This is a genomic window from Micromonospora parva, from assembly GCF_040649675.1.
Taxonomy (GTDB): Bacteria; Actinomycetota; Actinomycetes; order Mycobacteriales; family Micromonosporaceae; genus Micromonospora; species Micromonospora parva.
In genome coordinates, this window is sequence record NZ_JBEZFX010000003.1 from 449859 (window position 1) to 470774 (window position 20916).

Consider the following 20916-nt stretch of genomic DNA (forward strand, 5'->3'; position numbering starts at 1 on the left):
CCGTCCCGGGCCGGCCGCGTGTCCGACGGGCGATCCTGACTGTCGGCCGCCCGCGAATATCCACCCAACATCCTCCGCAACCGACCGACAACTTGGGATGGACTTCGTCACCCCATCGTCACCGAACGAACCGGGCCGGGTGGTCAGTTCGACGCCGGCCCACCCGGACGGGTCACGCGCTGCCGGTGGCGTCGGCGGCCCGGGGGCGTCCCAGGCGCTGCCGCCCGCGTCGCAGTGGTTTGGGGGTGACCAGCCGTTCGACACCGCCCAGGACCACCTCGGCGAGCAGCGCGAGCCCGGCCACCAGCACACCGCCCGCGACGATCTGCCCGCCGCCGGCCGCGATACCGATCCCGAAGCCGGTCCGGATGATCTGGCCCAGGCCCCCGCCGTTGACGAAGGACGCCAGCGCGGCGGTCGCGATCACCTGAACCGCTGCGGTCCGGAAGCCGGCCGCCAGATAGGGCACGGCCAGCGGCAACTCCACCCGGCGCAGCAACTGCGCGCTGGACAGACCCATCCCCCGGGCCGCGTCCCGGGCTTCCGGGTCCGCCTGCCGCACCCCGGTGTACGCGTTGGCCAGCAACGGAGGCACGGCGAAGACGGCCAGCGCCACCACTACCGGCGTCTTCCCGAAGCCGCTGGCGAAGACCACCGGCAGGATGGTCAGCAACGCCAGGGTGGGGATGGCCAGGGTCGCGTTGGAGATCAGCACCACCAGACCGCCACCTCGGCCGAGGTGCCCCAGCCAGAGTCCGAGCGGCCAGGCCACCAGGCACCCGAGCGCCACCGCCAGGGCGGAGATCGTCAGGTGCTCGCCGAGCCGGTCCAGCATGCCGCCAGGGTTGGTCCAGTTCAGCGGGTCGTTGATCCAGGTGATCGCCTGCCCGATCGGGTTCGCCGCCACGATCACCGCGCCCTCCGGGGGGACCAGGGGGTCACCAGCCGGGCGACCAGGATGAGCAGCAGGTCGAGCACCACCGCGAGCGCCACGCAGAGCAGCGCGGCGGTCATGATCTCGGCCTTGTAGAGGTTGTTCTGGAAGCCCGCGAAGATCAACTGCCCGAGCCCGCCGTGCCCGACCAGCACCCCGACCGTGACCAGCGCCACCGTCGAGACGGTCGCCAGCCGTACGCCGGTCACGATGCCCGGCAGCGCCAGCGGCAGATCGATCCGGAACAGGCGCCTCCACCTGCCGTAACCCATGCCCTCGGCGGCCTCGCGCACCTCCGGCGGCACCTGGTTGAGACCGGCCACCACGTTGCGCACGATCAGCAGCAGCGCGTAGAGGACCAGCCCGACCAGCACCGTTGTCGCACCGGTGCCCAGGTACGGGGCGATGAACGCGAAGAGCGCCAGAGACGGGATGGTGTAGACCACCCCGCTGACAGCGAGGATCGGGCCGGCGAGCGGACGGAACCAGTACGCCAGCACCGACAACGGCAGGGCGATCAGCACCGCGATCACCACCGCCCGCCCGGTGAGGGAGGCGTGTTCGCGCACCGCGGCGAGGATCGTGTCAGAGTTGTCCCGCACGTACTGCCAGGAGAACCAGGGGTTACCCGGGTCGGCCAGGTAGCTCAGGCGGAAGGACATACGTGGACGTTACCCCGGAGGCTGCCAGCGTGGCCCAGTCACCTCGCGCGGCGTCGATCTCCCTGCACGGCATCCAGAAGCGCTATCCGAACGGCACCGAAGCTGTCCGGGACCTCAGCCTGGACGTCCGGGCCGGCGAACTGGTGGTGCTGATCGGCCCGTCCGGCTGCGGCAAGTCGACAGTGCTGCGAATGATCAATCGCCTGATCGAGCCGACCGCCGGCCGCATCACGCTCGGCGACGAGGACGTCACCGACGTCGACCCGGTGCGCCTACGCCGTCGGATCGGGTACGTGATCCAGAACGTCGGCCTCTTTCCACACCAGACGGTGCGGGCCAACGTGGCCACGGTGCCGGGCCTGCTCCGCTGGCCCAAGAGCCAGACCCGGGCCCGGGTGGACGAGCTGCTCGACCTGGTCGGGCTGGACCCGGCCGAGTTCGGTGGTCGCTACCCGCACGAGCTGTCCGGTGGCCAGCGTCAGCGCGTCGGGGTGGCCCGCGCACTCGCCGCCGACCCGGTGGTGCTGTTGATGGACGAGCCGTTCTCGGCCGTCGACCCGATCGTCCGGGCCCGCCTCCAGGAGGAGTTCCTGCGCCTTCAGGCCGAGGTGCGTAAGACGATCGTGCTGGTCACCCACGACCTCGACGAGGCGGTCCGACTCGGCGACCGGATCGCGGTGCTCTCCGCGGGCGGGCACCTGGAGCAGTACGACACCCCGGCCGCCCTGCTCGGCGCACCCGCCACCGAATTCGTACGCGAGTTCGTCGGCGCCGACCGGGGCATCCGCCGACTGGCGGTGACCCCACTGGACCGTGACGCGCTGGAGCCGGTGCCCGACGGCACCGCAGCGGACCTGCCCACCGTGACGGTGGACGGCTCCGCGTACGACGCGCTGGCAGTCCTGCTCACCTCGGGCCGGGACCGGCTCCTGGTGACCGACGCCGGCCGCCCGGTCGGCACGCTCAGCCGACAGCGCCTCCTCGACCTCGGCCGACAGGCCACCTGACCCGCGACCGAGGCTGACCCCGCCTCGGTCGGGTCGGTCAGGCGCGACCACCCAGGCTGGCGACGCCGATGATCCACCCGGTGAGGAAGCCGTAACCGGCACCGCTGCTGGCGCCCTGCAGGGTCCCCAGCAGCGACGGTGCCGGGCCGAGCAGCACCGCCAGCACGGCGGCCAACCCACCGGCCAACACGTACGCGGCCCAGCCGGAGAAGAACTGGCTGACCGGGCCCGGCACCCGGGCGACCTGGGCGGCGGGCAGCAGGTAGAGCAGGGCCACCGCCAGGACCACCAGCAGCACGGCCCGCACGTCGGCGGCGAACAACCCGCCGGCCTGCCCGTCCGCGTCCAGCCGCCAGGCCGGCCAGGCGAGAAGGCGCGCGTAGAAGGCACCGCCCGACTCCGGGTCGGTCAGGGTGGCGGCCCAACCGGTGTACGCCGGACTGCCGCAGATGCCGACCAGCAGCAACACGGCCAGCGCTCCGGTGCCGGCGGCCGTGCCGTAGCGGCTGACCGGGCCGGAACGGTGCAGGAACGACGCCATCCGCCCAGCCCCCGCACCGTTGGATCGGGCGGACCTGGGCTGCCCCGGGCGGCTCAGTGCTTCATCAGGTAGTCGATGAAGGCGGCCCGCAGCAGCGGCGCCGACTCCTCGTACCCGTGACCGGTGAGCTCCCGCCACAACGCGTTGGCCTCGTCGATCGTCGGGCCGATCGAGTTCGGGGCGCCGTCCAGCACGGTGGCCTCGTCCGCGTTCGGCAGGTGGCGGATCACCGACCAGTAGAACTTGACGTCGCGACGCTCCCGGGCCAGGGCGAACGCCCGCTCCCGCAGTTCCTCGGTGGGCAACGCGTCAAGCTCTTCGAACGAGGTTCCGCCGGGGGTGGCGGCAGGTGTGTCGGTCATGTCGCCGAGCCTAACTGTCGAGATCAGCTCCGGCTCGGCGGACGCGACGCGGCTCACCGACCGTCGGTGTCCCACTGCCGCGGGCCGTCCTCCCAGCGCGGATCCCGCCACGGGTCGGCGGGCGGGGGCGCGGCCTGGGTCGGCAGGGTGGGCGGCCAGTTGTCGACCGACTGCTGCTGCGGCATCGTCCAACCCGAGCTGATCGTGCCGTCGCTGACCGGCTCGGGCTGCTCGGGGCCGCCCGCCCGGGGCCGCCCGAGCGTCTCGACCAGCCGGGTCGCCAGCAGCCCGACGCCGAGCGCGGCCCCGCCGACCACCCAGTTGCTCAACGTCCAGTCGCGTTCCGACGCGTACACCTGGAAGACGGCGACCAGACCGACCGCCAGCAGCGTGCCGAACACCCCGCCCCGGCGGCCGTACGCGCTGGTGCCGGCGAGCAGGGCCACGCCGACTGCCAGCACGGTCCAGTCCAACCCCGAGGTCGGCGCCACCGGGCCGGGGTCGTTCGCGGCGAGCAGCACACCGGCGAGAGCGGCCAGCACCGTGGAGACGACCAGCGCGACAGCGGTCACCACGGCGGCCACCGCACCCCGGCGGCGGGCCGCATCGACGACCGGCCGGTACCGGCCGACGAGCCGGCGGATCGCCCGGATCGCGCCGAACAGCCCACCGAGGACGGCCACCGCGGCGAAGCCGGCGAAGAGGTACCCGGCGCTTCTGGTCGGTTCGTAGTCACCCTGCACCAGCACGGGCGCCGAACGGCGTTCGATGTACACCACCACGGCGGCGGCACCGGCCAGGCTGGCGGCCCAACCCGGCACGTGCAGCACCACCACGGCCAGCGCCAGCACCAGCCCGCCCACCGCCGCGACCGCCACCGCCGGGCCGATCGACGCCGGCAGGCCCCGGTCACCCTGCTCGGCGTAGTGCAGCGCAGCCGCCACCGCGACCGGGCCGATGGCCAGGTTGGGCGCGGCCGTCCGCAGACTCAGCCCAGCGGCCAGTGCGAGCAAACCCAACCCGACCGCGTCGATCAGCAGGGTGCGCAGGTTGCCGTCGCGCACCGCGGCCGGGTCCTCCTGCCAGAGCAGCCAGCTCACGGCCGCCAGACCGGCCAGCAGCACCAGCTCCCACCCCAGGTGTACGCCGATCCGGTCCCGGCCGGGTTCACCGTGGGTGGGGTCGTCGAAGACGTTCTCCAGTACCGCGGCCGGCACCCCCGACGAGGGCTCGGCCGACCGGTCCCGGCCCGCTTCTTCGTACCCCATGACGCCGCCTTCCCGGTGGCCGACCGCCCCCGGTCCGGCGCACGGACGGACCCTGGGCGGCCTCGCTCTCTGATCGCAGGCACCGTACCCGCGCCCGCAGCCGGGCGTAACCCCCTGCTCAGCGCTGGCCGGGGCGGCTCTCGCGCGGGTCCTGCTCGCGCTCGTCGTCCGGGCGTTCCGGCACCCGACAGGAGCGCTCCAGCCAGAGCGCGGCGCCGACCAGGGCCAGTGCGGCGAGCAGGCCCCCACCGGCGGCCGGTCGATCGTCCAGGGCGGCCCGGGTGGTCTCCACGAAGAGCCAACCGGTGAGCCCCGCGTAGAAGCCCGCGAAGATCGCCGCAGCCAGTGCCGACGCCTTGGCCAGCACCACGAAGCGGGCGACCATCAGCGGGTTGACCGGGTCCCGGCCCGGCTTGCGCTCGATCCGACCCCGCGTGTTGATCGCCGCGTACGCCTCCAGCACGGCGAGCCCGGCCAGCGTCACCACCGGCAGCCAGGGCAACCGGGGAATGCCGCTGTAGTAGAGGGTGCTGATCAGCAGCCAGGCCACCGCCGCCGCGGCCAGCCCGGCCACGACCAGTGTCGAGATCCGGGTGGGGCCCATCCGGGACCCGTCCGGGCCCGACCCGCGGGGTGGGGGCTTCGCCTGCGTCATGCCGGCCGGTTCCGCTCGGTCATGCCGTCGACTCTAACGCCAACTCCGGCCGCGGACGCAGTTCCAACGCCTCGTCCGCCGCCGGGCCGGTGGTCAGCAGGTCGGTCAGCCAGCCGTGACCGGGCAGCTGACCGTACGGCTGGATGTCGATCCACGGGCGCAGCACGAAGGCGCGCAGGTGGGCCCGGGGGTGCGGCAGGGTCAGCTCCGCGTCGTCGCTGAGCACCGGCTCGCCGTCGTCGCCCCAGACCGCGATCACGTCCACGTCGAGGGTGCGCGGCCCGAACCGCCGCTGCGGGTCCCGGACCCGACCGGCCGCACGCTCCGCGTCGCGGGCCCGCTCCAGCCAGTCGCGCGGGGTCGCGCTGTCGTCCTGGGCCAGCACCACCGCGTTGAGGTACGCGGGCTGGTCGGTGTCACCCCACGGTGGAGTCTCGTACACCCCGGAGAGCACGAGCACCGCGTCGCCGAGGGTGGCGACGGCCGTACGCAGGTGCTCCAGCCGGTCGCCCAGATTGCTGCCGAGCGAGAGGACCGCCCGGGTCACCGGGCACGCGCCCGGGTCATGGTGACGGCCACGTCGGTGAAGGTGTGCGGCACCGGGGCCTCCGGCTTGTGCACGGTGACCGTCGCGGAGTCGACCCGCTCGTCTGCCAGGCAGACCGTGAGGAGCCGGTCGGCGAGGGTCTCGATCAGGTTGACCGGTTCCCCGGTCACCACCGCGACCAGGCGTTCGGCCAGCTCGCCGTAGTGCACGGTGGCGGTGACGTCGTCGCTGGCCGCGGCCGGGCCGAGGTCCAGCTCCAGGACGGCGTCGACAACGAAGTCCTGCCCCTGTGCGCGTTCGAAGTCGTACACCCCGTGCCGGCCGTGCGCCCGCAGGCCGGTCAGCTGGATCCGGTCCGTCGTCATCGCCGTACCTCGTGTTCGTGATCGTGTTGCGCTCGCCAGTGGTCGCGGGATGCGGCGGCGAGACGGGGGCTGCCGGTGGCGGCCCAGACGGCGAGCGCGTCGGTGGTGGCCCGTACGTCGTGCACACGTACGCCCCAGGCGCCCGCGGCGACCGCCAGCACGCTGGTGGCCACGGTGGCAGCCTCCCGCTGGGCGGTCGGTCGGGGCGTGCCGTCCGCTGCGGCGAGCAGGCCGCCGAGATACGACTTCCGGCTGGCCCCGAAGAGCAGCGGGTAGCCGAGGTCCAGCAGCTCCGGCAGGCGGGCGCTGAGCTCCCAGTTGTGGGCGGCCGTCTTGGCGAAGCCGAGCCCGGGGTCGACGACGAGACGGTCGGCGGCCACCCCGGCGGCCAGCGCCGCGTCGATCCGTTGGGCCAACTCGGCCCGCACGTCGGCCACCACGTCGGTGTAGGTGGCCAGCTCGCGCATCGCGCGGGAGTGGCCACGCCAGTGCATCAGCACCCACGGGCAGCGCGCGTCGCGGACCACGCGGGCCATGTCCGGGTCGGCCAGGCCGCCGGAGACGTCGTTGACCACGGCCGCGCCGGCGGCCAACGCGGCCTCCGCCACCCGGGCGCGGCTGGTGTCGACGCTCACCGTCACACCGGCGGCGGTCAGCTCACGGATGACCGGCAACACCCGCTCCGCCTCGGTCGCGGCGTCGATCCGCTCAGCGCCCGGACGGGTCGACTCGCCGCCGATGTCGACCAGGTGCGCGCCGGCGTCGCGCAGACGGACGCCGTGTCCGACGGCAGCGTCCAGGTCGGCGTACCGTCCGCCGTCGGAGAAGGAGTCCGGCGTGACGTTGAGGACGCCCATCACCACCGGGCCCGAGGCCCGCACCAGATCGGTCACGACTAGACGGTACCGGTCGCGGCAGCGGCGCCCAGCGACCCGGGTCGACCCTGCGGCACTGCCCCTGACGTGCCGATTAGAACAGGTGTACGATCGGTCATCCGGGCAGCATCAGGCAGGCCCTTCGCGGCTTGTCGCAATCCGGGGCGGCCCGTACGCTTTGGAATTGGCCAGCATCGAGATGGCGAAGCTTGGAGGGAGGGCCGAAGCGGGGGAAATCCGCCCAAACCTCGCCACCCTCCGTGGTGAGTAACGAACACAGGGTCAAGAACGCCATGCCCTGTGGAGCACTTTTCCCGCAAGGCTTGCCTATTGCACCGCCGCGGCACCGCCGGCCGCGCTATGGGGAGGTTCCAGTGATCGCCTTCGAGCTCATGGAGACGGCGTCGTCCGGCGTCGCCCACGCGCTCTCCACCCTGGCGTCGGCTCCACTCGCGGAGCCGGCACCGAAGGGGATCGACACCAACAGTGTCGTCACCTTCTTCGCCAGCAAGATCGCGCCGATCCTGCTCGCCGTCCTGGGCGTCATCTTCATCGGCCGTGCCAGCCGAGGTGAGATCTCCAAGGTGCTGACCAGCTCCGCGATCGCCATCGTCGGGCTCGCCTTCATCGCCGGCGCGGCAACACTCTTCTTCGTCGGCGATTACCTGATCGACCTGATCTTCGAATAGGCGCGTTCACCAGATGCGGCTGCGCACCGACGACGACATCTACCGGGCCCGCCTGGTCTACCTCGGGCCGCCCGGTTACACCCTTCCGGTCCACCTGCCCTACGCCCAGTACGGGCTCTTCATCCTGCTGGTCCCCCTCTACATGTTCATCCACTGGCTGTTCACGTTGACGGTCGAGCTCTTCCCGGCCTGGGAGATCGCGCTCGCCATCGTGACCACGTCGTTCATCTTCCGGCACGTCGACCCCGACCGGCCGGCGCGGGTGGTCATCCGCACCGCGCTGACCGACTGGCGACGCACCCGGGAGCCGGCGGTCGAGCAGCGCGATCCGCGCCTGGTCGGCAGCCGGATCAGGATTCGGGAGGAGCTGGCATGACCGGAAGCATGGCGAACGGTCCGTCACCGGACGCGGGCACGGGTCTGCCGACAGTCGCTGAGGCGGTGGCATGAGCCGCTCCTCCACGCCGGGTTCCCCGGCCGGCCGCCCAGGCGCGCCGGCCGGTCACCGTGCGCACTCATTCGACTACACCGAAGACGAGGACGAGGTCGCCCTCGACCCCGCGCTGGTGACGTCGCCCGGTCACGGTGCCGTCGGCGTGTTCCAGGCCCCCCGGCCGGTCCCCCGCCGGACCCCACCGGCCGAACCCAGCACCGTGTCGGCCGGTGAGAACGCCGACATCGACTCCCCCTTCCTGGACCTCTTCGGCGGCGGGGCCCGGCCCGGCGCGACCCGAGCCGTCACGGCCGGCCCGAGCACCCGCGAGCAACCGGCGATCCCGCACCAGCCGCCACCCACCGCCAGCCCGGCACCAGCCCGTGCGGTTCCCGAAGTGGAGCCGCCGTGGACGCCCGCCGACCAGCCCGGCAGCGGTGTCCGACCCGTCGAGGCACGCCACGGAGGCGGCCACCCGACCGAGTCCCGGGTGCCGCATCAGGCCGGCGATCGACGGCCGATGCGGCGTCCGCCGGACGAGCCCGCCCCGGCCACCGGCCCTGGGCCATCGGCGGCGACCACCGACCCCGCCGGCCGGCCAGCCGGCGCCCCGCCGAGCCGACCCCCGGCACAGGCGGCCCGGCCCACCGCACCAGCCCCGCAGCCGGCCAGCATCGCCGGCACTGACCGCCCAGCCCTGGAACGCACGGCGCGGCGGGCGGCCGACCCGGGTCGCCCCAGGAGCACCGGCACCGCGTCCACCGGCAAGGAGGTCGCCGCACCCCGCCAACGTGCGGCGAGCCGAGCGGACCGACCGATCAAGCCGACCCGGGTACGGGCTCCAAAGATCAAATTCGGAGACCGGGACCCGTCGGTCGAGTTGGCCATCACCGAGATCGCCGGCCACCTGACCTTCACGCCGAACACCGTCACGGCCTGGTACTGGTTGCCCGAGGTCCGCTGGGCGTTCCGGCCGGACGCCGAACGTGAGGCGCTGCTGTCGGCGATCTCCGAGCAGTACGCCGGCCTGGCCGGCTTCCGACTGCACCTGCGCCGCACCACCCGGCCGTTCCCCGCCGACGAGTGGGCCCGCACGATCGACACGCACACCTCGGCACCGCTGCCCGACGTCCCCGGCACCACCGGCTGGGCCGATCACCTGGTCGCCGCCCAACGCCACCTGATGGCGGTCAACCACGCCGAGGGGCAGACCTACCTGGGGGTCACCTTCGCCCGCCGCTCACTCGGCGACTCGCTCACCGAGCGGCTGCTGCGCACCTTCGGTCGGGGCACCGCCGACGGCGAACGCCGCAAGCTGGGCCGCACCGTCGAGCAGTTCGACGAGGTGCTCGGCGCGTTCGGCATGCGCGGCCGGCGGGTCACCGCCCAGGAGCTGGAATGGCTGCTCTACCGCTCGGTGGCGCTGTGCATGTCGCCGCCGAGCACCCTCTCCCCCGTCACCGACGGGCGCTGGGAGCGCGGTGACCTGCTCGCCATGACCGAGCAGGTGGAGCGCTACCGCACCCCGTACGGCTCGACCGTGAAACTGGTCAACCGGATGACCGGTGAGGAGCGGCACGTGGCCGTGCTCGCCGTCGGCCGGATGGAGCCGCTGGAGATCCCCGAACGGCACGAGCCCTGGCTGCACTTCCACGAGCGGTTGCCGTGGCCGATGGAGATCTCCACCCGCGTCGACATCCTCGGCTCCGGTGACTCCTTCCGCAATCTCGAACACCGGCTGCGGATGATCCGCTCGCAACAGCTCGACTACGCCGAACACGGCATCGACGCGCCCCCCGAGCTGGAGCGACTGGCCAAGCGCGCCCTGGTGATCGGCGACGAGATGACCACCGGCCTGCCGGTCGACTCGGCCCGAGCGCACGGCTGGCACCGGATCGCGGTCGGCGGCCGGACCAGGGAGGAATGCCTGGAGCGGGCCCGCCGGCTCATCCAGCTCTACTCCCGGGAGCTGCGCATCTCATTGCAGCACCCGAAGAACCAGGACTGGCTGGCCCGCGAATTCATCCCCGGCGAGCCGATCGCCAACACCGGTTACGTCCGGCGCATGCCGGTGCCGTTGCTCGCCGCCGCGCTCCCCCAGGCAGCATCGAACGTGGGCGACCGGCGGGGCGACCTCATCGGCCGGACCGCCGGCACCTGCCGCCGCCCGGTCTTCCTCGACCTGCACTTCCCCATGGAGGTCCGGGAACGCTCCGGGCTCGCGGTCTTCGTCGCCGAACCGGGCGGTGGCAAGTCGACACTGCTCGGCGCCCTGGGCTACCTGGCCGCCCGCCGAGGTGTCCAGGTGACCCTGCTCGACCCGTCCGGCCCGCTGGCCCGCCTCTGCGCGATGCCCGAACTGCGGCCGTACTCCCGGGTGTTGAACCTGACCGGTTCGGAGCACGGCACCCTGGCGCCCTACTCACTCATCCCGACGCCGCTGCGCTCCGAGTTCGGCCCCGGAGCCTCCGGCGACCGGGAGTTCGAAATCGCCGTCTCCAACGCCCGGGCCGAGCGGCGGATGCTGGTCCAGGACATCTGCATGATGCTCGTCCCACCGCAGGTGGCCAGGGAGGCGTCGACAGCCACCCTGTTCCGGCACGCCGTCCGGCAGGTCCCCGCCGAGGAAACCTCCACCCTGGACGACGTGGTGAGCTGCCTCGGGCGGCTCGACGACGACGCCGGGAAGGAACTGGCGAACCTCCTGCTGGACACCGCCGAGATGCCGTTGGCCATGCTCTTCTTCGGCCGACCGCCGGAAGGGCTGCTCGGCGCCGACGCGGCACTCACCGTCATCACCATGGCCGGGCTGCGGTTGCCCGACCTCAAGATCGAACGTGAGTACTGGTCAGCCGAGGAAGCACTGGCCCTGCCGATGCTGCACACCGCGCACCGGCTCGCCGTCCGGCGTTGCTACGGCGGCTCGATGTCGTCCCGCAAGCTCGTCGGCCTGGACGAGGCGCACTTCATGGAGGGCTGGCGCTCCGGGCGCTCCTTCCTGGTCCGGCTCGCCCGCGACTCCCGCAAGTGGAACCTGGCCGCGCTGGTCGCCTCCCAGAACCCCCGCGACATCCTCGGCCTCGACGTGCAGAACCTCGTCTCCACCGTCTTCGTCGGCCGCATCGCCGAGGACGCCGAAATCGCCTCCGAAGCTCTGCGGCTGCTGCGGGTGCCGGTCAACGACGGATACGAGGCCACCCTCGCCTCCCTCTCCGCCGCTGACGCCAACTCGGCCGCCCGCCTCGGCTTCCGCGAGTTCGTGATGCGCGACGTCGACGGCCGGGTGCAGAAGGTCCGAGTCGATGTCTCGTACGTCGAAGGCCTGCTGGACCACCTCGACACGACGCCCGCCGCGATCGCCGCAGCGGCCGGAGTGCTGCCGAGCATCCCCCTGCCGGATCTGGAGGCGTGACATGGCTAGGGCCTGGGTCAAGGTCCTCGGTCGAGCCGAGGCGGAGGGCCGTGACCGAGGCCCGGGAGCCTGGGGAAGGCTCACGTCGTTCCTGCTCGCCCTCGGCGTACTGGCCGGGGCCAGCCTCACCTGGCCGCTGATCGGCGCCGAGGCCGCCGCCGCCGCACCACCAGCCGCCCAGGCCCGCGCCGACCTCTGCACGACCGCTGAATGGCAAGCCAACTTCCGCACCTGCGTGGACAAGCTGCAAGCGGTCAGCGAAGACCAGGTCACTTGCCGCAACGCACCAACCCCGGGTGCGCCGGACTCCGGGCTCGCCGGCTGGTTCGCCGCCGCGCCGCCAACGGAGACCGCGAATGGGGTAGCTGGCCGGTACAGCCTCTATGGCTACGGTGGCTACAGCTATAACACCTATGACATCGGAGGTGGCTGCGCCTCGAGCGTGCTTCATCCGGACTACCAGTTCACCACGACGATCGCCAATGGCGAGTTCATGGCCGCCACGGCAATCATCGGCGCGTCAAATGCGCTCAGAGAGCGCGCCTGGGACCCCGGTTCGATGTGGGGATGGGCGGACCCGCTTGTCGAACAAGCGACCAAGGCCGTCTACCAGAAGGTGTTCAGCGTCTTCGGAATCATCACCCTCTGCGTGGTTGGCCTCTACCTACTCTGGCGCTCCCGGCAATCGGACATGAGTAACGCGATGACCACCGCAGGCTGGGCTTTGCTGGTGATGGTCGCGATCACGGCGCTGGCCGCCTGGCCAGTCAAGTCGGCAAACATCGCCGACGGCGCACTTGTCACCAGCCTCGGCGTCGTGCATGAGGCCGTTGGGCCGCAGGCGAAGGAACCGGACCCGGGGCGGTGCATCGAGCCCGACCGCTGCAAGGATCTTCGCGCCCCTGCTGTCCGAGCCAGCGACACCGCTACTGAGACGATGCTCTACCGGAACTGGCTCCGGGGCGTATTAGGTTCAGCAGATAGCGAGACGGCGCTAAAATACGGCCCCGCACTTTACGATGCGAAATCTCTCACCTGGGGCGAGGCCAAGTCCATGCGCGCCAGCTCGGCCGCCCGGGAAGCGACGATCAAAGCCAAGCAGCAGCAGTGGGCGCGGGTGGCGCAGCAGATTAAGGCCGAGGATCCCGAGGCGTACGAGTACCTTCAGGGCGTACGCGATATGGACCGGGTCGGCGCAGGGTTTATTGCTGTGCTCGCGGCCGCACTCTTCGCAATGTTCGACCTCACCGCGTCGTTGCTGGTCCTGCTAGGTTTCCTGATCTTCCGGTGGGCGGTGATCGCGGCACCCATCCTGGGCACCATCGGTCTACTCCGGCCGGCCAGCGCCGGGCTGCGGCGACTGGCGAACGCCGTGGTCGCCGCGCTGTTCAACATTGCCATCTTCGGCACCGGGGCTGCGATCTACCTGTTCGCCGTCGATCTGATCATGAGCACCCCCACAATGCCGGGTTGGCTTCAGGTGGTGCTGGTGTGGCTCTGTGGGGTGGTCGGATGGCTGCTGCTGCGGCCGTACCGACGGATCACCCAACTCGGCGGCAAGGACAGCAGCGAAGCGGTGAGTTCGGCCGGCTCCTGGCACCGCCGGTTCTTCCGTGACATGCGGACCGCAGCGCGGCTGGACGTGGCGGAGCCGGGCGGCACCGCCGAACCGGTGGGCGGACGTCGACGGTCACCCGACGCGGAGCAGACCCGGCTACGACCGGAGGCGCGGCGGGAGGACCCGGCCCCGGTGCCGACCGCCGCCGCCGAGGGCCGGCGCAGCGAGACGGTGCGTCCGGACGGTCGAGAGCGGCCCGACGATGCGCTGGCCGAGGAGGGTCGCGGTCGGAGCCGCCCGGTGGCACCGCAGCCCCGACGCCGAAAGCCGGCGACCTGGACCGAACCCGATGTGCCGGCTGAGAACCCGTCGTTCGTGGTCTACCGCCCGGGCTCCTCCGAACGAGCGCCGGATCGCACCGGACCTCGGGTGCGCTCAGAGGCGAGGTGACAGCCATGCGGCGGGCGTTGGAGTTCCTCTTCACCCGGGCGCTGCGGTCCCGGCTGGGCATTGCCCTGTTGATCGGGGTGGTGGTTGTCGGTGTGCTCGGGGCAGCCCGGCTGGTCGGCAACCCGGTCGATTCGACGGATGGGTTGAGCAACCGTCCTGATGGACCGATCATCACCGTGGACCCGACAGCCGGGGACGACGGCCTGCTCAACAGCGCGGCTCCGCCGTCACCCGTGACGTCGCCGGGTGCCCGCACCCCCGAACAGACCGCTGACCGCTTCGCCGCAGCCTGGCTGGGTCGCCCCGGGATGACCACCGAAGACTGGCAGGCTGGCCTGCGGCCGCTCTCCACACCGGCGCTGAGGGAGAAGTTGACCGGCGCCGAGCCCGAGAGCGTGCCCGCCGAGAAGGTCACCGGTCCGCCGACCATGCGGGAGCGAACCGAGACGTTCGTCGAACTGCTGCTCCCCCTCGATACCGGCCGGCTCCGGCTGGAGCTGGTCACCTCCGACGATGGTTGGCTGGTCGACGTTCTGGACTGGGAGCGGCCGTGAGCGACGTTGATAGCCCCACTCGCCGCCGGCCCCGGCTCGGCCTGATCGCCGCGGTGCTCACCGGGATGCTGCTTCTGCTCTGCTGCACGGGCGGCACCGCGGCGTTCTTCCTCACCGGGCTCGGCGGCGACGACGCCGAGAACGGGGACGCCCTCGCGGGCATGGAATGCGGACCGATCCGAGCGGTGAACGTCGCGGGCAAGCTGCCGCGGTTCGCCGAGTACGGCGACAGCCAGGTCCGCAATGCCGCGATCATCATCAAGGTTGGTCAGGACATGGGCGTGCCGTCGCGCGGCTGGGTGATCGCCCTCGCCACCGCGATGCAGGAATCCGCCCTTCGCAACCTGGCGAACAGCGGCGTACCCGAGTCCCTGGCCCTGCCCCACGAGGGCGTTGGCGCGGACCACGACTCGCTGGGCCTGTTCCAGCAGCGTCCGGGGTGGGGCTCCGTCGCCGAGCGGTTGAACCCGGCGTACGCGGCCCGCAAGTTCTACGAGAAGCTCGTCAAGGTTGAGGGCTGGCAGGGCCGACCGCTGACAGTTGTCGCGCAGCGGGTGCAGGTCAGCGCGTACCCGGACGCGTACGCCAAACACGAGGAGGTGGCCAGCCGGATCGTGGACGCGCTGGCCGGCGGTGCGGCCCGCACCGTCGAGATCAACGGCAAGGCGGTGTGCAACGCGGCGGAACGCGGCCAGATCGCCGCCTCCGGCTGGACCGCGCCGATACCCGGCCGAGTGGGCTCCGGTTTCCGCACCGCCAGCCGGCCCAGCCACAACGGCGTCGACATCGGCGCGGCCAAGGGCACCGAGATCCGCGCGGCAGCGACCGGTCGGGTGCTGGTCTCGACCTGCGACGAGGACCACCGCGGCCGCCAGGACTGCAACGTGGACGGATTTCCCGGCAAGGGGGGTTGCGGCTGGTTCGTCGACCTGCTGCACGCCGGTGGCTACATCACCCGGTACTGCCACATGGTGGTCCAGCCCTTCGTCAAAAAGGACCAGATCGTCACGGCCGGTCAGGTGATCGGCAAGGTCGGCAGCAGTGGCAACTCCTCCGGCCCGCACCTGCATTTCGAGGTACACCTGCGCAACAACCGCAGCGCCTCCGGCGCGGTGAACCCGGTCCCGTTCATGCGCGAGCGGGGCGCCCCGCTGCGCGCCGCTGAGTGAGGTCACCGCGGGGATGACCGGTCCATTGCCCGACCCGTTCGCCGACCAGCCCGACTGGGCACCGCAACCACCTCGACCGCTGGCCATCGTCCCCGCGACGGAGCGGGTCGACCTACGCGGGCGACGGGTGCTGGTCGGGTTGCCCGGGCTGGGTTGGCGTGGCGATCTGCGCGCGGACGACCGGGTGGTGCAGAACGCCCGGACCTACGTGCCGGTGATCCCCGAGCACGAGTGGTACCGGGCCGAAGCCGAGCAGGTCGAGGTGTTCGCTCCGTTGGTGCCGGTGGAGCGGGTCTGGGTGGAGACCGTCGGCAGCCGACCGGTGGTGGATGGTGCCCGGGACACCGGCATCCGGTTGGTCTCGCTGGACGGCCCGGCACACCGGGCTCCCACACCGGTCTTCGAAGCCGACGCGGTCACCGGGCGGCGGGTGGTGCACGTCGAGAACGGCCTGGAGCGCCGTGACCTTCGAGCGGTCACCGAGACCTACTCGGGCGCCGAAGGGGACATCTGCGTGCGGATCACACCCGAGGTGGAGTGGTACCGCTGGGCCTGGCGCGGCCAGTCACCCACCACGCTGGAGGTTCCGGTCCATTTGTTGTGGATTGAATGAGGGTCAACTGACTCTGGAGCCAGCGCAGACGCGCCACCCATCCCTGTCTTGCAGATCGAACCGCCAAGTGTCGGTCAAGCTCTGATGAATTCCGTCAATTGCGGCGCTCCGTCGAATGACAGCGATCACAGACGCTTCGGCGGCAGCAGCCTCAACAACAGCAACGTCTTCGATGTTGATCGAAAAGGAGACGCCCAATTCCTGCTCTCGTCGGGCTACGTCCGCTGCGAATTCATCGACCGAAGAAACTGCGCCGTCGCAGGTGAACAGCTTTGCTCGGTTTGAATCGCGGGAAACAAGCGTCGCCTGAAGGTAGTTGATCACCGCAACGTCTGGCGTGCTGCGGTCGGGCGTTGAGGCGCGGTCGTACCAGACGTAGGCGGTGGCGATTCCGCCGAGACACAGCAGCGCGAGCACGCCAGCGGCGACGGTGAGAACCGTCCGCATCCGGCGGCGTGGGGGCTGCGGTGCCGGCGCTGCCGGGGCGGGCGGCAGCTGCTCGGACGGTGTCCGCTGGGCCGGTACGCGGGAGACCTGGGAACCGGCGGGGGGCTGCACTGATTCCACCTCCTGAAGTTATCGGCTGGACGCTCCGGAGCCAATGCCTCAGATCCAGCGGATCGTGACGGACCCCTCCCCACCGGTGAGATCCGCGACAACACCGGCGCAGCGCCGAGGCACCTCCCGGAGGTGCGCCCGCGGCTGGGATACCGTCTCTGCTTGGGAGGGGTTGCCAACCTCGGGTAGAGGGGGTGGACGCGGTGGCCGGTCCGAAGGCTCGCACGAACCGCGCCGCAGCCCTGCACCGTCGGGCGACGGCTGTCGCGACCGCGGCTGCCGGGATCCTGGACGAGACGCGGCCGGCTCCGGCGGATCAGCGCCGTCAGTACGAGGTGGCTGACCGGCTACGGTCGGCTGCGGCGTTGGTGGCTCCGGGGTGGGCGGGCGCGGCGCTGGATTCACTTTCCGTGGACTCTCCGGCTGGTGATGGTCCGCCGCCGTTCGTTCGGGTCGGCACTGCGGCGCCGTTGGACGACGCTCGTTTCCCCGCGTTGGTGCCACTTGTCGGCACCGGTCATCTCAGCGTGGACGTTGACGCGCGCGAGGCGCGAGTGGCGGGGTTGCTCCGGGCCGTACTCCTGCGGTTGTTGGGTGCGGCACCGGCGGGTGCTCTGTTGATTCGCGCGGTGGATGCCACCGGGGCGGTGTTGACGCCGTTCGGGGCGCTCGCGGATGCCGGTCTGCTGCCGCCGCCGGCGGTGGATGTGGCGGGTCTGCGTGCGGTGCTGACCGAGGCCGAGCAGTGGGTCACGCCGGGGGCGAGTGGGCGTCGTCGTCACGATCGGACGCTGTTGCTGGTGGTGGCCGCGTTGCCGGAGTCGACCGGTCCGACCGATCTGGCGCGCATCGAGACGTTGGCCGAGCAGGGGCCGGCCGCGGGGCTGCACCTGGTGGTGGCGGGTTGGCCTCCCGCCGGCCCGTACTCGGCCCGGGCACCGCTGCCGCTCAGCACCGCGCTGGCGTTGCGTAATGCGTACGCGCTGCTCGGTGACCCGCCGGGGGCGTCGTTCGCCGGCCCGGGCGCGGATCCGCCGGGTGGTTTGAACTCTCCGGTCTTCGTGGAGTCGGACCCGCCGGCCGAGTTGGTCGACGCGGTCTGTCGGCGGCTCGCCGAGCAGGTGGAGGCGGGTTCCCGGTTGGCGTTGGGGGCCCTGCTGCCGCCGACGGGTGAGCGGCTGTGGGAGTCGGACTCGGCCGACGGGTTGACCACGACGGTCGGCGATGCCGGGGGCCGGTCGGTGTCGCTGGGTTTCACCGAGTTGACCCCGCACTGGCTGGTGAGCGGTCGTTCCGCGGCGGCCCGTGCGGCGTTCCTGACCACCGCGCTGCTCGGCCTGGCCGCCCGGTACGGCCCGGATGACCTGGCGTTCTACCTGGCGGATCTCGGCGACGGCGAGTCCTTCGTGGAGTTTTTGCAGACCGAGCGGGACCGGTCGTGGGTTCCGCAGGTGCGGGCGGCGGCGATGGCTGCCGACCGGGAGTACGTCAGGGATCTGCTTGAGGAGTTGACGGCCGAGGTCCAGCGCCGCACGGAGGCGGGTGCGCGGGCCGGGGGGCAACGCTTCGCGGAGTTGCGTCAGCATCAGCCGCTGCCGCGGATCGTCTGTGTGGTGGACAATGCGCCACTGCTGTTCGCCGGGCGGGATCGGCTGGCCGCCGAGGTGGCCGCCCAGTTGGACGCGCTGGCCCGGGCCGGCCGGGCGTACGGCGTGCACCTGGTGTTGGCCGGTGCGGGTGAGTTGGGGTTGAGTGCGCGCGCCGACGCCGGTCATCGGGATTCGGTGCTCGGGCAGTTTCCGGTTCGGGTGGCGCTGCCGGGTGGCAGTCCGGTACTGGAGCCGACGAACGACTCGGCCGCCGGTCTGCCGGTGGGCAGTGCGGTGGTGAACACGGCCGGTGGGCTCGGCGGTCCGCGGGGGGCGATCCGGGGTCATGAGCGGTTGATCCGTCACCCGGATCCGCAGGATCATCCGGAGGTCGTGGAGGCGTTGCGGCACGAATTGTGGGCGGCGCGTCCGACGGGGTCGGTGCCGCCGGTGGTCTTCGCTGGTTACGCCCGGCCTCTGCTCGGCAACGATCCGCGCCATCGGGCGGCCCTGGCGGGGCAGGCGCACGGGCCGGCCGCCCTGTTGGGCCGGGCGGTGGACGTGGCCCGTTCGACGGTTGCGGTGCCGTTGGGGCCGGCGGCCGGGCGCAACCTCGCGGTGCTGGGCTCGGGCACCGCGGCGGGCGGGCTGTTGGCGACGGCGGCGCGGAGCACAGCGGCTCACCACGCACCGGGTGGCGCCCGTTTCCTGGTGGCGGCACCGGACCCGGGCTCCCGGGCGTTGGCGCAGGCGTTGACGGCCGAGTTGGCGGCCCGGCATTCGGCCGAGTTGGTGGATCTGCCGACGCTGCTCGCGGACACCGCCGACGACCTGCCGACGTACCTTGTGGTGTTCGGGCTGGACCGGCCGGGTCCTCGGGAGTTGCCGGTGGACCGGCTGCGGTCGCTGCTGCGGGACGGGCCTCCGGCGGGCAGGCATCTGCTGGGCTGGTGGCGTGCGGTGCCGCCGTTCGCGGCGTTGTTCGAGCCGGCGGGCGAGGTCGACAAGCTGGCTGCGGTGGCAGTGCTGGACGTGCCGGTCGCGCAGCTCACCGCGGTCTTCGGCCGGCCGGTCGAGTGGCACGCGCGCCCCGACCGGGCGGTGCTCTGGGACGGCCCGGACGAGCGGGGCATCGTCCTGGTGCCGTTCGCCGACGGGGCCGGCTGATCGGGTGGCGCGGGTGGGGGTGCCGAGGTGAATTCGAACGCGACGGTGACCGGGCCGGGGCGACAGCGGGCCGCTGCGGCGACCGGGGACGCCACGCTGCCGGCTGTCGAGCCCAGCACGGCCTGGGCGGGGTATCTTGCGGCCGCCCGTCAGTTGGACGGGGTACGCCGTAGCGCTGCTGCGGCCGCCGGTGAGCAGGCCCGGTCGGCGGAGGCCGCGCGGGAGGAGTTGACGGTGCTCCGTACCGGGCTGGCGAGCCAGCAGGAACGGCTGCGTGAGTTGGGCGTACCGGCGATCTCTCTGGTGCCGTCGCCGCCGGAGGTGTCGGAGGCGGCCCGGTCGATGGCGGGTGGTCCGGCGGCCGTGCTGGCGGCGTTGCGGTCCGCGCGGGGGTGGGCCGAGGCGGCCGACGCGGCGTTGGCCGCACGCCGCCGGATCCGGCCGGGGTCCTGGCCCGCGCGAGCGCGCAACCTCCTGGTGTACGGGCCGTTTGCGCTGCTGGTGCCGTTGATCCAGGTCGTGGTGCTGGCGGCCACGGGGGTGGGACCGGCGACCGTGGCGGCGCTGATCTGTGGGCTGCCGATGCCGGCGGTGGCGTTCGTCGCGGGTTGGATCGGCATCGGGCGGTTGTTCCGGGTCAGTCCCACCGAGCGGTTGGACCGTACGGCGCGTTTCGGCGCGTTGGTGTGCCTGGTGCCGGCGGTGCTGGCCACGGCCGGGCTGCTGCTGGCCCTGCTCGCCGGCTGACGGGCACCAGGGACGCAACGGCCGGCCGTCCCCGCCAGGGGGTGTCGGCCGGCCGTGGTGCGTCGGGTTGTCAGCGGGGGATGATCAGCGCCATCGCCTCGGCCCGCGACTTGGAGTCCGTCTGCAGGATGCCGCGTACGGCCGACGTGATGGTCTTGGCGCCGGATTTCTGGATGCCCCGCATCGCCATGCACATGTGCTCGCATTCGAGCACGACGACGACGCCGCGGGGTGCGAGTTTGCTCATCAGCAGGTCGGCGACCTGCGAGGTGAGCCGCTCCTGCACCTGCGGGCGGCGGGCGAAGACCTCGACGAGCCGGGCCAGCTTGGACAGGCCGGTGATCCGCCCGTCGGGGCCGGGGATGTAGCCGATGTGCGCGCTGCCCCGGAAGGGCAGCAGGTGGTGTTCGCAGAGGCTCATCACGTCGATGTCCCGGACGATGACCAGCTCTTCGTGGTTGGCCTCGAAGGTGGTGCTGAGCACCTGGGCCGGGTCGACCCGCAGGCCGGCGAAGAGTTCGGCGTACGCGCGGGCGACCCGGGCCGGGGTCTGTTGGAGTCCGTCGCGGTCCGGGTCCTCGCCGACCGCGATCAGGATCTCGCGGACGGCCTTCTCGATCCGGCCGAGGTCGACAGCGTCCTCGACGGGGCGGCCGGTCAGCTTGCCGCTGATCAGCCGCGCGGCCACGTAGTCCAGTTCGTCGTCGCCGTCGGGTTCGGTCGCGGAGACGGCCAGCTCCCGGTGTGGGGAGCTGGCCGTC

At 72.0% G+C, this 20916-nt stretch carries 21 protein-coding genes; 10 read left to right on the forward strand and 11 right to left on the reverse strand.

Going from position 1 to position 20916, the window contains the following annotated elements; translation table 11 throughout:
• Positions 1-172 precede the first annotated feature (172 nt).
• Together AB0C03_RS10615 and AB0C03_RS10620 are read right to left on the reverse strand one after the other, a co-directional pair.
• Entirely contained in the window at positions 173-913 is a 741-nt protein-coding gene (locus AB0C03_RS10615; protein WP_030327962.1) for an ABC transporter permease, read from the reverse strand.
• The gene (locus AB0C03_RS10620; RefSeq protein WP_030327965.1) at positions 910-1596 is read right to left on the reverse strand and encodes an ABC transporter permease; all 687 of its coding nucleotides are present in this window, start codon (positions 1594-1596) and stop codon (positions 910-912) included. The genes AB0C03_RS10615 and AB0C03_RS10620 overlap by 4 nt, the downstream gene beginning before the upstream one ends.
• Positions 1597-1598: 2 nt before the next feature.
• Here AB0C03_RS10620 and AB0C03_RS10625 point away from each other — a divergent pair, with 2 nt between their 5' ends.
• Positions 1599-2603, forward strand: coding sequence for an ABC transporter ATP-binding protein (locus AB0C03_RS10625; RefSeq protein ID WP_051708124.1), 1005 nt, complete (start codon positions 1599-1601; stop codon positions 2601-2603).
• Positions 2604-2640: 37 nt separating this feature from the next.
• On the opposite strand, the gene AB0C03_RS10630 is transcribed toward AB0C03_RS10625, so the two are convergent.
• The 7 genes from AB0C03_RS10630 to folP form a co-directional block, all read right to left on the reverse strand.
• On the reverse strand, positions 2641-3144 hold the full coding sequence (locus AB0C03_RS10630) for a hypothetical protein (protein WP_030327970.1): 504 nt from the start codon (positions 3142-3144) through the stop codon (positions 2641-2643).
• Between the two features lie 53 nt (positions 3145-3197).
• Complete coding sequence (locus tag AB0C03_RS10635) at positions 3198-3506, reverse strand: hypothetical protein (protein WP_030327972.1); 309 nt, start codon at positions 3504-3506, stop codon at positions 3198-3200.
• A gap of 53 nt (positions 3507-3559) precedes the next feature.
• Positions 3560-4774 carry an ABC transporter permease gene (locus tag AB0C03_RS10640; protein WP_030327973.1) on the reverse strand — a complete coding sequence of 405 codons (1215 nt, stop codon included), beginning with the start codon at positions 4772-4774 and terminating at the stop codon, positions 3560-3562.
• 118 nt (positions 4775-4892) lie between these two features.
• Positions 4893-5429 (reverse strand): DUF3180 domain-containing protein, encoded by a 537-nt coding sequence (locus tag AB0C03_RS10645; protein WP_030327975.1) that lies wholly within the window; start codon positions 5427-5429, stop codon positions 4893-4895.
• A 19-nt stretch (positions 5430-5448) separates the two neighbouring features.
• On the reverse strand, positions 5449-5976 hold the full coding sequence (folK, locus tag AB0C03_RS10650) for a 2-amino-4-hydroxy-6-hydroxymethyldihydropteridine diphosphokinase (RefSeq protein WP_030327977.1): 528 nt from the start codon (positions 5974-5976) through the stop codon (positions 5449-5451).
• On the reverse strand, positions 5973-6341 hold the full coding sequence (gene folB, locus AB0C03_RS10655; RefSeq protein ID WP_030327979.1) for a dihydroneopterin aldolase: 369 nt from the start codon (positions 6339-6341) through the stop codon (positions 5973-5975). Before folB ends, folK begins: the two co-directional genes overlap by 4 nt.
• A complete protein-coding gene (gene folP / locus AB0C03_RS10660; RefSeq protein ID WP_030327980.1) occupies positions 6338-7234 on the reverse strand; it encodes a dihydropteroate synthase in 897 nt (298 codons plus the stop codon). Before folP ends, folB begins: the two co-directional genes overlap by 4 nt.
• A 356-nt stretch (positions 7235-7590) precedes the next feature.
• Here folP and AB0C03_RS10665 point away from each other — a divergent pair, with 356 nt between their 5' ends.
• From AB0C03_RS10665 to AB0C03_RS10695, 7 genes are all read left to right on the forward strand, one after another.
• Entirely contained in the window at positions 7591-7905 is a 315-nt protein-coding gene (locus AB0C03_RS10665; protein ID WP_030327982.1) for a hypothetical protein, read from the forward strand.
• 13 nt (positions 7906-7918) lie between these two features.
• Positions 7919-8281 carry a hypothetical protein gene (locus AB0C03_RS10670; protein WP_030327985.1) on the forward strand — a complete coding sequence of 121 codons (363 nt, stop codon included), beginning with the start codon at positions 7919-7921 and terminating at the stop codon, positions 8279-8281.
• 70 nt (positions 8282-8351) lie between these two features.
• Entirely contained in the window at positions 8352-11750 is a 3399-nt protein-coding gene (locus tag AB0C03_RS10675; RefSeq protein WP_210864871.1) for an ATP-binding protein, read from the forward strand.
• 1 nt (position 11751) lies between these two features.
• Positions 11752-13758, forward strand: coding sequence for an MFS transporter (locus AB0C03_RS10680; RefSeq protein ID WP_357636045.1), 2007 nt, complete (start codon positions 11752-11754; stop codon positions 13756-13758).
• Entirely contained in the window at positions 13755-14312 is a 558-nt protein-coding gene (locus tag AB0C03_RS10685) for a hypothetical protein (RefSeq protein ID WP_036410627.1), read from the forward strand. The genes AB0C03_RS10680 and AB0C03_RS10685 overlap by 4 nt, the downstream gene beginning before the upstream one ends.
• A complete protein-coding gene (locus AB0C03_RS10690; protein ID WP_387220089.1) occupies positions 14309-15481 on the forward strand; it encodes a M23 family metallopeptidase in 1173 nt (390 codons plus the stop codon). The genes AB0C03_RS10685 and AB0C03_RS10690 overlap by 4 nt, the downstream gene beginning before the upstream one ends.
• A gap of 13 nt (positions 15482-15494) precedes the next feature.
• Entirely contained in the window at positions 15495-16094 is a 600-nt protein-coding gene (locus tag AB0C03_RS10695; protein WP_357636048.1) for a hypothetical protein, read from the forward strand.
• Between the two features lie 3 nt (positions 16095-16097).
• Here AB0C03_RS10695 and AB0C03_RS10700 read toward each other — a convergent pair whose 3' ends face one another.
• The gene (locus tag AB0C03_RS10700; RefSeq protein ID WP_400448019.1) at positions 16098-16652 is read right to left on the reverse strand and encodes a hypothetical protein; all 555 of its coding nucleotides are present in this window, start codon (positions 16650-16652) and stop codon (positions 16098-16100) included.
• Positions 16653-16846: 194 nt separating this feature from the next.
• Between AB0C03_RS10700 and AB0C03_RS10705 the strand changes: the two genes are divergently transcribed.
• Positions 16847-19408 (forward strand): FtsK/SpoIIIE domain-containing protein, encoded by a 2562-nt coding sequence (locus tag AB0C03_RS10705; RefSeq protein ID WP_357636054.1) that lies wholly within the window; start codon positions 16847-16849, stop codon positions 19406-19408.
• Positions 19409-19435: 27 nt separating this feature from the next.
• Positions 19436-20155, forward strand: coding sequence for a hypothetical protein (locus tag AB0C03_RS10710; RefSeq protein WP_210860355.1), 720 nt, complete (start codon positions 19436-19438; stop codon positions 20153-20155).
• 70 nt (positions 20156-20225) lie between these two features.
• On the opposite strand, the gene folE is transcribed toward AB0C03_RS10710, so the two are convergent.
• Positions 20226-20891, reverse strand: a complete 666-nt coding sequence (folE, locus tag AB0C03_RS10715; RefSeq protein ID WP_030328001.1) for a GTP cyclohydrolase I FolE — start codon at positions 20889-20891, stop codon at positions 20226-20228.
• Positions 20892-20916 lie beyond the last annotated feature (25 nt).

What these genes read in the sequence shown, in the direction of transcription:
- AB0C03_RS10620 (WP_030327965.1), bottom strand. Translation starts at nt 1,596, where the DNA reads ATGTCCTTCCGCCTGAGCTACCTGGCCGACCCGGGTAACCCCTGGTTC.
- AB0C03_RS10630 (WP_030327970.1), bottom strand. Translation starts at nt 3,144, where the DNA reads ATGGCGTCGTTCCTGCACCGTTCCGGCCCGGTCAGCCGCTACGGCACG.
- AB0C03_RS10635 (WP_030327972.1), bottom strand. Translation starts at nt 3,506, where the DNA reads ATGACCGACACACCTGCCGCCACCCCCGGCGGAACCTCGTTCGAAGAG.
- AB0C03_RS10640 (WP_030327973.1), bottom strand. Translation starts at nt 4,774, where the DNA reads ATGGGGTACGAAGAAGCGGGCCGGGACCGGTCGGCCGAGCCCTCGTCG.
- AB0C03_RS10645 (WP_030327975.1), bottom strand. Translation starts at nt 5,429, where the DNA reads ATGACGCAGGCGAAGCCCCCACCCCGCGGGTCGGGCCCGGACGGGTCC.
- folB (WP_030327979.1), bottom strand. Translation starts at nt 6,341, where the DNA reads ATGACGACGGACCGGATCCAGCTGACCGGCCTGCGGGCGCACGGCCGG.
- AB0C03_RS10670 (WP_030327985.1), top strand. Translation starts at nt 7,919, where the DNA reads ATGCGGCTGCGCACCGACGACGACATCTACCGGGCCCGCCTGGTCTAC.
- AB0C03_RS10675 (WP_210864871.1), top strand. Translation starts at nt 8,352, where the DNA reads ATGAGCCGCTCCTCCACGCCGGGTTCCCCGGCCGGCCGCCCAGGCGCG.
- AB0C03_RS10680 (WP_357636045.1), top strand. Translation starts at nt 11,752, where the DNA reads ATGGCTAGGGCCTGGGTCAAGGTCCTCGGTCGAGCCGAGGCGGAGGGC.
- AB0C03_RS10695 (WP_357636048.1), top strand. Translation starts at nt 15,495, where the DNA reads ATGACCGGTCCATTGCCCGACCCGTTCGCCGACCAGCCCGACTGGGCA.